This is a genomic window from Pseudomonas sp. KK4 (assembly GCF_001984065.1).
GTDB lineage: Bacteria > Pseudomonadota > Gammaproteobacteria > Pseudomonadales > Pseudomonadaceae > Aquipseudomonas.
On sequence record NZ_LYVP01000038.1, the window covers coordinates 39,898 to 49,190 of the forward strand.

Here is a 9,293-nt window from a genome sequence, read left to right on the forward strand (position 1 = left end):
GGTGTAGATACGAGGATTGTCATGACTGATTTTGCCAACGCCCTTCCGACCGCCGTAGAGATCGTCCGGCGCGAAAAGTGCTTCGAGGGCTTCTACAAGCTCGATCGCGTTCATTTGCGCCACGAATTGTTCGCTGGCGGCATGAGTCGTGAGATCAATCGTGAATTGTTTGTCCGCCACGATGCGGTGTGCGTTCTGCCTTACGATCCGCAGCGCGACGAAGTGGTGTTGATCGAGCAGTTTCGTGTCGGCGCCCTGGGCAAGACCGACAACCCATGGCTGATCGAACTGGTCGCTGGTCTGATCGACAAGGACGAACAGCCGGAAGAAGTTGCTCACCGCGAAGCGCAGGAGGAAGCTGGGCTGGTATTGAAGGCGCTGTGGCCGATGACCAAGTATTTTCCATCGCCCGGCGGCAGCGACGAATTCGTGCATTTGTACCTGGGGCGCTGCGACAGCAACGGGGCCGGCGGCCTGCATGGGCTGGAGGAAGAAGCAGAAGATATCCGCGTCACGGTGTGGGCTTTCGACGATGCCCTGCAAGCCGTACGCGACGGACGTATTGCCAACGCGGCCAGTATCATTGCCTTGCAGTGGCTGGCCTTGAATCGCGTTGAAGTGAGGGGGTTATGGTCGTAAACAAGCTGCGCGATCGCTATCGGGTAGACCTGGCAGGGCTGCAAGCGTCCTGCGAGGCGAACTACGCACGCCTGATGCGATTGCTGCCGGACATGCGCAGCGAACCGGCGGCGCGGCGCATCGCCGTGACCCATGGTGACCAGATGCTCGGGGTATTGGCGCTGGAGGTGCTGCAAGTCTGTCCGTACACCACCACCTTGCAAGTGCGCCAGGAGCACAGTCTGCCGTGGCTGCCGGTGCCCCGGCTCGAGGTGCAGGTCTATCACGACGCCTGCATGGCCGAAGTGGTCAGCGCCGAACATGCGCGACGCTTTCGCGGCATCTATCCTTATCCGAACGCCTCGATGCACCAGCCTGACGAAAAAGCCCAACTGAACATGTTCCTGGGCGAGTGGCTGAGCCATTGCCTGGCGTTGGGGCATGAATACGAAGTGGTCCGTTGACGTTGTTGTGAACTGCGTCAGGTTCACAGGTTTCCCCTTTCGAGCGTCCCCCAGCATAATCGCGCCATTGACCCCATTCCGTGATCACGCCCTGGGAGACCGCCTTGCCGAGCGTATCCACATTGACCACCGCCGATTCGGCGTTGCTGGTGCAACTGTCCGACAGCCACCTGTTTGCAGAGCGGGACAGCGTGCTGCTGGGCATGAATACCCGTGAAAGCCTGCAAAAAGTCATCGAACTGGTGCGTGCGCAGCAACCGCGGATCGACCTGGTCCTGGCCACGGGCGACCTGTCCCAGGACGGCACGCTGGAGTCCTACCAGCAGTTTCGGGATTTGACTGCCGCGCTCGATGCGCCGACGCGTTGGATTCCCGGCAATCACGACGAACCTCGACTCATGGCCGAGGCAGCGGTGCAAAGCGCCTTGCTGGAACCGGTGGTGGACATCGGCAACTGGCGCGTCACCTTGCTCGATTCGGCGGTGCCGGGCTCCGTGCCGGGGTATCTGCAGGACGAGCAACTGCAATTGCTGGCCCGTTCGCTGAGCGAGGCACCGCAGCGTCATCATCTGGTGTGTTTCCACCATCATCCGGTGTCGATCGGCTGCCCCTGGATGGAGCCGATCGGGCTGCGCAATCCCGAGGCATTGTTCGCGGTGCTGGATCGTTTTCCCCAGGTGCGTGCCGTGCTGTGGGGGCATGTGCATCAGGAAATCGATCAATGGCGCAACGACGTGCGGTTGATCGCCTCGCCCTCCACCTGCATTCAGTTCGAGCCGGGCAGCGAGGACTTCAAGGTCGGCGAACAGGCGCCGGGGTATCGCTGGTTGCGATTACTGCCCGATGGCCAACTGGAAACCGGTGTCGAGCGTGTCACCGGGTTCGACTTCACGGTCGACTACGGTTCCAACGGCTATTGACCCCAAACATCCCCCGTAGGAGCGACACACAACCCTTGTGGGAGCGGGCTTGCTCGCGAAGACGTCCACATGGACAACACATATCCCACGGATATCCCCGATTCCCCAGACACCCTGTAAACTCCGCTCTTTTACCCGACGCACAGGGAGTCCCAATGTCCGGCTCGATCCTTTATATCCACGGTTTCAACAGCGCGCCTGCCTCGCAAAAGGCCACTCAGTTGAGCCAGGTGATGGAGCGGTTGGGCCTGAGCGATCAACTGCGCGTCCCGGCCTTGCATCACCATCCCCGCGAGGCGATTGGCCAGCTGGAACAGGCGATTGCCGAGCTCGGTCGGCCATTGCTGGTCGGCAGCTCGCTCGGCGGCTACTATGCGACTCACTTGGCCGAGCGTCATGGCTTGAAGGCGTTGTTGATCAACCCTGCCGTCAGCCCGCACCGGATGTTCGACGGGTTTCTGGGGACGCAGAAAAACCTGTATACCGATGAGACCTGGGAACTGACCCACGACCACGTGACGGCCCTGGCCGAGCTGGAAGTGCCGGCACCGCAGGACCCGCATCGCTATCAGGTGTGGTTGCAGACCGGGGACGAAACGCTGGACTACCGCCTCGCCCAGCAGTATTACCGGGCCTGCGCCTTGCGGATTCAGGCCGGTGGCGACCATGGTTTCCAGGGGTTTGCCGAACGACTTGCGGCGATGCTCAGCTTTGCCGGGATCGGTGCCGACAAGTATCAGGCCATCGATTTCACGGCGCTTTGATTCTCAGCGGACATTGCCCGTTTTTTGCACTGAATTTTTTTCACTGAACAGCTTTTCATTGAAGGACGACGAGACCCCATGGCCACTCCCAGCGCTAGCTCCTATAACGCCGACGCCATCGAAGTCCTCTCGGGCCTCGACCCGGTGCGCAAGCGCCCCGGCATGTACACCGATACCAGCCGCCCGAACCACCTGGCCCAGGAAGTCATCGACAACAGCGTCGACGAAGCCTTGGCCGGGCACGCCAAATCGGTGCAGGTCATCCTGCACGCCGACCACTCGCTGGAAGTCAGCGACGACGGCCGTGGCATGCCGGTGGACATTCACCCTGAAGAAGGCGTGTCGGGCGTTGAACTGATCCTCACCAAGCTCCACGCGGGCGGCAAGTTTTCCAACAAGAACTACCAGTTCTCCGGCGGTCTGCACGGGGTGGGTATTTCCGTGGTCAACGCCTTGTCGACGCAAGTGCGGGTGCGGGTCAAGCGCGACGGCAACGAATACCAGATGACCTTCGCCGACGGCTTCAAGGCCAGCGAACTGGAAATCGTCGGTACGGTCGGCAAGCGCAACACCGGGACCAGCGTGTTCTTCGCGCCGGACCCGAAGTACTTCGATTCCCCGAAATTCTCCATCAGCCGCCTCAAGCACGTGCTCAAGGCCAAGGCCGTGCTGTGCCCGGGGCTGCTGGTCAGCTTTGAAGACAAGGCCACCGGCGAGAAAGTCGAATGGCATTACGAAGACGGCCTTCGTTCCTACCTGGTCGACGCCGTCAGCGAATTCGAGCGCCTGCCGAACGAGCCGTTCTGCGGTAGCCTGGCCGGTAACAAGGAGGCGGTGGACTGGGCGCTGCTGTGGCTGCCGGAAGGTGGCGACGCAGTCCAGGAAAGCTACGTCAACCTGATCCCGACCGCACAGGGCGGTACCCACGTCAACGGCCTGCGCCAGGGCCTGCTCGATGCCATGCGCGAGTTCTGTGAATTCCGCAGCCTGCTGCCGCGCGGCGTGAAGCTGGCCCCGGAAGACGTCTGGGAGCGCATCGCCTTCGTGCTGTCGATGAAGATGCAGGAGCCGCAATTCTCCGGCCAGACCAAAGAGCGTCTGTCTTCCCGCGAGGCGGCGGCGTTCGTTTCCGGCGTGGTCAAGGATGCGTTCAGCCTGTGGCTCAACGCCAACCCGGAAACCGGTCTGGCGCTGGCCGAACTGGCGATCAACAACGCTGGCCGTCGGCTGAAGGCGAGCAAGAAGGTCGAGCGCAAACGCATCACCCAGGGCCCGGCGCTGCCGGGCAAACTCGCCGACTGCGCCGGGCAGGACCCGATGCGCTCTGAGCTGTTCCTGGTGGAAGGTGATTCCGCCGGCGGCTCGGCCAAGCAGGCGCGGGACAAAGAGTTCCAGGCGATCCTGCCGTTGCGCGGCAAGATCCTCAACACTTGGGAAGTCGACGGCAGCGAAGTGCTGGCCAGCCAGGAAGTGCACAACATCGCCGTGGCCATCGGTGTCGATCCCGGCGCGGCGGACATGAGTCAGCTGCGTTACGGCAAGATCTGCATCCTCGCCGACGCCGACTCCGACGGCCTGCACATCGCGACCCTGCTCTGTGCCTTGTTCGTCCAGCATTTCCGCGCGCTGGTGGATGCCGGTCACGTCTACGTCGCAATGCCGCCGCTGTACCGCATCGACCTGGGCAAGGAAATCTACTACGCCCTGGACGAAGCCGAGCGCGATGGCATTCTCGATCGCCTTGTAGCCGAGAAAAAACGCGGCAAGCCGCAGGTCACCCGATTCAAGGGCCTGGGTGAAATGAACCCGCCGCAGCTGCGTGAAACCACCATGGACCCGAACACCCGCCGCCTGGTGCAACTGACCCTGGGCGATGATTTCGAGGCGACCTCGGAAATGATGGACATGCTGCTGGCGAAAAAACGCGCGGGCGATCGCAAGACCTGGCTGGAATCCAAAGGCAACCTGGCGGAGGTGCTGGGCTGATGCGTCTGGGCTTTGCCCTGGCGTGTGCGTTGCTGCTGAGCTCGATTGCGGTGTCCGCCGAGCCGGCTCCGCAACTGCGGTTGTTGTCCGAGCACGCCGTAGACGGCATGCGCGGCGGCAATCTCTCGGGATTGGCGCAGTGCGGCAAGGACTTGTGGACGGTGTCCGACCGCGACGACGACCAGATCTATCGCCTCGAAACCGGCGACGGTGTCTGGCAGGCTGAAACGGTGCGCATCGGTGTTCCCCCGGTGCCCGACAGCGGTTTGCCCTGGGGCTTGCGTTCGCGGGCCTGGGTGGCGTCATTCGTGCGCGGCGGCGACCTGGACTTCGAAGGCATCACGTGCGACAGCGCCGGCAACCGTTATGTGGTCAGCGAGGCGCATGCCGCCGTGCTGCAAATTCCACCCACCGGGCCGGCTTCATGGCTGAAGATTTCGCCGCTCCTGGTTCGCGAAGCGCGGGCCAGCGGCATGTTGTTGGGCTTCAATGCGCTGTTCGAGGGGTTGGCGATCAATCCTGAGGGCGACCAATTGTGGTTGGCCGCCGAGCGCGAAAGTCGCGGGTTGCTGCTGATCAAGCGCAAGCAGACCGTGTGGGATTGTGATGGTAAATGTGTGCTGCTCAGCGAAGGCGGCAGAGAAATGCAGCCTGCGCAGTTTCCAAATGCCAGGCCGTTACCACGGGACTTTGCCGATCTGTCGCTGTTCCAGGGCAAGCTGTTTACCCTGGAGCGCAACGCCTTCGAGATTTGCCGCCGCGACCCGCTGACGGCCAAGGTCGAGCGCTGTTGGTCGTTCGCCGATGAAGCCTTGCAGGAGCGCCGCCGTTATCCACAGCCCTTTGGGCTGGCGGAAGCGTTGGTCGTGGATGCCGATGGGGCGTGGATCGGCATCGATAACAACACCGGCGCCCGTGCCGATGGTGAGGTCCGCCCGATCGTCTGGCGCTTTGCGGCACCGGAAGGCGGCTGGAGCGCCAAGCCGTGAGTCAGCAGACGCCAGGCCAGCGTGCCGGCCGGGTGTTTCTGGTCCTGGCCTGGTGTGCGGCACTGTTTCTGGCGACGCGATTTTTCGGTCAGTGGGAAGAGCGCCAGCAAAATCCGAACGTGGTGCTGACGTCGGAGCAGGGCGATGGTTTTATCGAGGTGAAACTGGCCAGCAATGCCCAGGGTCACTTCGTCGCCAGTGGCCATATCAACGGCCAACCGGTGGATTTCATGCTCGACACCGGGGCCACCGATGTGGCGATCCCGGCCGAGTTGGCCGAGCGTTTGAAGCTCGAAGAAGGTTTCGGTGTGACCCTGAGCACGGCCAATGGCCTGAGCCAGGGCTATCGCACCCGTATCGACCGCCTGCAACTGGGCGACATCGTGCTGCGGGATGTCCGCGCACTGGTGGCGCCCGGGCTGCATGGCGAGCAGGTGCTGCTCGGCATGAGCGCCCTGAACAAACTTGAATTTACCCAGCGCGGTGGCACCATGCTGCTGCGCCAGACAACGAACCGATGAGGCCCGCATGAGCGACATCCTTGCAGACAGCTTAGATGGCGTAGAACGCCGATCGCTGGCTGACTTCACCGAAAATGCCTACCTCAACTATTCCATGTACGTGATCATGGACCGCGCCCTGCCGCATATCGGCGACGGCCTGAAGCCCGTGCAGCGGCGCATCATCTACGCCATGAGCGAGTTGGGACTGGATGCCGACTCCAAGCACAAGAAATCGGCGCGTACCGTCGGTGACGTGCTCGGTAAATTCCACCCCCACGGCGACTCGGCCTGCTACGAAGCCATGGTGCTGATGGCCCAGCCGTTCAGCTACCGCTACACGCTGGTCGATGGCCAGGGTAACTGGGGTGCGCCGGATGATCCCAAGTCCTTCGCCGCCATGCGATACACCGAAGCGCGGTTGTCGCGTTATTCCGAAGTGCTGCTCAGTGAACTGGGCCAGGGCACCGCGGACTGGGGTCCGAACTTCGACGGCACCCTCGACGAACCCTTGGTGTTGCCGGCACGTTTGCCGAATATCCTGCTCAATGGCACCACCGGCATCGCCGTGGGCATGGCCACCGACGTGCCGCCGCACAACCTGAGGGAAGTCGCTACGGCATGCGTTCGCTTGCTCGATGAGCCGAAAGCCACGGTCGAGCAGCTCTGTGAGCACATCCAGGGCCCGGATTACCCGAGCGAAGCGGAAATCATCACGCCCCGCGCCGATCTGCTGAAAATGTACGAAACCGGCAAGGGCTCGGTGCGCATGCGCGCCGTGTACCACATTGAAGACGGCGATATCGTCGTGACTGCGCTGCCGCATCAGGTGTCCGGGGCCAAGGTCCTGGAGCAGATCGCCGCGATGATGCAGGCCAAGCCTTCCAAGGCGCCGCAGGTTGCGGACCTGCGCGATGAGTCGGACCACGAGAACCCGTGCCGCATCGTGATCATTCCGGTCAACAGCCGTGTCGATCATGACGCGCTGATGCAGCACCTGTTCGCCACCACCGAGTTGGAATCCAGCTACCGGGTCAACGTCAATATCATTGGCCTGGATGGCAAGCCGCAGTTGAAGAATCTGCGGGCGTTGCTGGTGGAATGGCTGGAGTTCCGGGTGCAGACCGTTCGTCGCCGCCTGCAATTCCGTCTTGATAAGGTCGAGCGTCGGCTGCACCTGTTGGACGGTTTGCTGATTGCCTACCTCAACCTGGATGAAGTGATCCACATCATCCGTACCGAGGAGCACCCGCGGGCCAAATTGATCGAGCGTTTCGCCCTGAGTGAAATCCAGGCCGATTACATCCTCGACACCCGGTTGCGTCAGTTGGCGCGCCTGGAAGAAATGAAGCTGCGTGCCGAGCAGGATGAACTGCTCAAGGAACAAGCCAAGCTGCAGGCCTTGCTGAGCAGTGAAGCCAAGCTGAAGAAGCTGGTGCGCAGCGAACTGATCAAGGACGCCGAAACCTATGGCGACGACCGTCGCTCGCCCATCGTCGAGCGCGCCGAAGCCAAGGCCCTGACCGAAACCGAACTGCTGCCGAACGAGAAAATTACCGTCGTGCTGTCGGAAAAGGGCTGGATTCGCTCCGCCAAGGGCCATGAGATCGACGCCACCGGGCTTTCCTATAAGGCGGGCGATGGCTTCAAGACCTCGGCGGCCGGGCGCTCCAACCAGTTCGCCGTGTTTATCGACTCCACCGGTCGCAGCTACTCGGTAGCCGCGCATACGCTGCCATCGGCCCGTGGTCAGGGTGAGCCGCTGACCGGCCGTCTGACGCCACCGCCAGGGGCGAGCTTTGAATGCGTGCTGATGCCCGACGACGATGCGCTGTACGTCATCGCCTCCGACGCCGGTTACGGATTCGTGGTCAAGGGTGAAGACCTGCAGGCCAAGAACAAGGCCGGCAAGGCGCTGCTGAGCCTGCCGAACAACGCCAAGGTGATCGCGCCGCGTCCGGTGGCCGATCGTGAGAGCAACTGGCTGGCCTCGGTGACCACCGAAGGTCGCCTGCTGATCTTCAAGATCAGCGATCTGCCACAATTAGGTAAGGGCAAAGGCAACAAGATCATCGGGATTTCCGGTGAGCGAGTGGCCAGCCGCGAAGAGTATGTCACGGACATCGCCGTCATTCCGGATGGCGCCACCTTGGTGCTTCAGGCCGGAAAACGTACCTTGTCACTGAAAGCGGACGACCTCGAGCACTACAAGGGTGAGCGTGGGCGTCGTGGTAACAAATTGCCACGTGGCTTCCAGAGGGTGGATGCGCTGCTCGTCGAATAGCTCAATCAGGCGTATTAGAGGCGTCGATCCACGATTTAACCCGTAGATCGACGCTTTCGCGCTGGAGTCGGAACGCATATTCACGGATGATATGGCCTTTCAAGCGCCGGCGTGGCCGAGCGTTCTTCATATTTATTGAGTATTTTCACTGTGGTCAGCCTTGTGGCGATCACCTGGATGGGACGATGACTGCTCTGCGCCTTCCTTTTATTTTGATGCTCGCTGGCGTTCTTGGCCTGGCGGGTTGCAGCGTGCACCAGCCGGTGTCGTTGTATCAACTGGACAGCGGAAGTCCGGTTCAGCCTGCGCAAAGCGCGGGCATGGCGGTTTTGCTGGGTCCGGTAGTGGTGGCTGACTACCTGCAACGCGAAACCCTGTTGCAGCGCCAGCCTGACGGCAGTCTGCAAGCGTCGACCGACGGTCGTTGGGCCGGAAGTCTGTCGTCCGATATCGACCAGTTGTTGTTGCGTCAGGTAGCAGGGCATCTGGACAGCCAGCGCGTCGTGCTGGCGCCGGCGACCTTGGGTTTCACCCCGGATGTACAGGTGCTGTTGACCATTACCCGGCTGGACTCCGGTGCAAAACAACCGGCGATCCTCGACGCGCAATGGCGCCTGATCGACCGCCGTGGCCAGGTGCGTGACAACCGCATCATCCATCTGCAGGAACAGCACGCCGGCACTACCGCCGCGCAGGTTCAGGCACAGGGTGCGTTGTTGCAGAAGCTTGCCGAACAATTGTCCGTCGCGCTCAAGCCTTTGGCCAACC

The 9,293-nt window shown here is 61.9% G+C and carries 9 protein-coding genes; all 9 read left to right on the top strand.

The window, feature by feature from the left end; translation table 11 throughout:
* Positions 1-21 precede the first annotated feature (21 nt).
* Positions 22-639, top strand: a complete 618-nt coding sequence (locus B0W55_RS14920) for an NUDIX domain-containing protein (RefSeq protein ID WP_077046744.1) — start codon at positions 22-24, stop codon at positions 637-639.
* Positions 630-1,082 carry a DUF1249 domain-containing protein gene (locus B0W55_RS14925; protein ID WP_077046745.1) on the top strand — a complete coding sequence of 151 codons (453 nt, stop codon included), beginning with the start codon at positions 630-632 and terminating at the stop codon, positions 1,080-1,082. The genes B0W55_RS14920 and B0W55_RS14925 overlap by 10 nt, the downstream gene beginning before the upstream one ends.
* A gap of 104 nt (positions 1,083-1,186) precedes the next feature.
* A complete protein-coding gene (gene cpdA, locus B0W55_RS14930; protein ID WP_077046753.1) occupies positions 1,187-2,002 on the top strand; it encodes a 3',5'-cyclic-AMP phosphodiesterase in 816 nt (271 codons plus the stop codon).
* Positions 2,003-2,157: 155 nt separating this feature from the next.
* On the top strand, positions 2,158-2,766 hold the full coding sequence (locus B0W55_RS14935; RefSeq protein WP_077046746.1) for a YqiA/YcfP family alpha/beta fold hydrolase: 609 nt from the start codon (positions 2,158-2,160) through the stop codon (positions 2,764-2,766).
* A gap of 78 nt (positions 2,767-2,844) precedes the next feature.
* Positions 2,845-4,752, top strand: a complete 1,908-nt coding sequence (parE, locus tag B0W55_RS14940; RefSeq protein ID WP_077046747.1) for a DNA topoisomerase IV subunit B — start codon at positions 2,845-2,847, stop codon at positions 4,750-4,752.
* Positions 4,752-5,741, top strand: coding sequence for an esterase-like activity of phytase family protein (locus B0W55_RS14945; protein WP_077046748.1), 990 nt, complete (start codon positions 4,752-4,754; stop codon positions 5,739-5,741). The genes parE and B0W55_RS14945 overlap by 1 nt, the downstream gene beginning before the upstream one ends.
* Positions 5,738-6,262, top strand: a complete 525-nt coding sequence (locus tag B0W55_RS14950) for a TIGR02281 family clan AA aspartic protease (protein WP_077046749.1) — start codon at positions 5,738-5,740, stop codon at positions 6,260-6,262. The genes B0W55_RS14945 and B0W55_RS14950 overlap by 4 nt, the downstream gene beginning before the upstream one ends.
* 7 nt (positions 6,263-6,269) lie before the next feature.
* Positions 6,270-8,525, top strand: coding sequence for a DNA topoisomerase IV subunit A (gene parC, locus B0W55_RS14955; protein ID WP_077046750.1), 2,256 nt, complete (start codon positions 6,270-6,272; stop codon positions 8,523-8,525).
* A gap of 185 nt (positions 8,526-8,710) precedes the next feature.
* Positions 8,711-9,293, top strand: a 583-nt coding sequence (locus B0W55_RS14960) for a membrane integrity-associated transporter subunit PqiC (RefSeq protein ID WP_077046751.1), incomplete at its 3' end; no start/stop codon positions are given.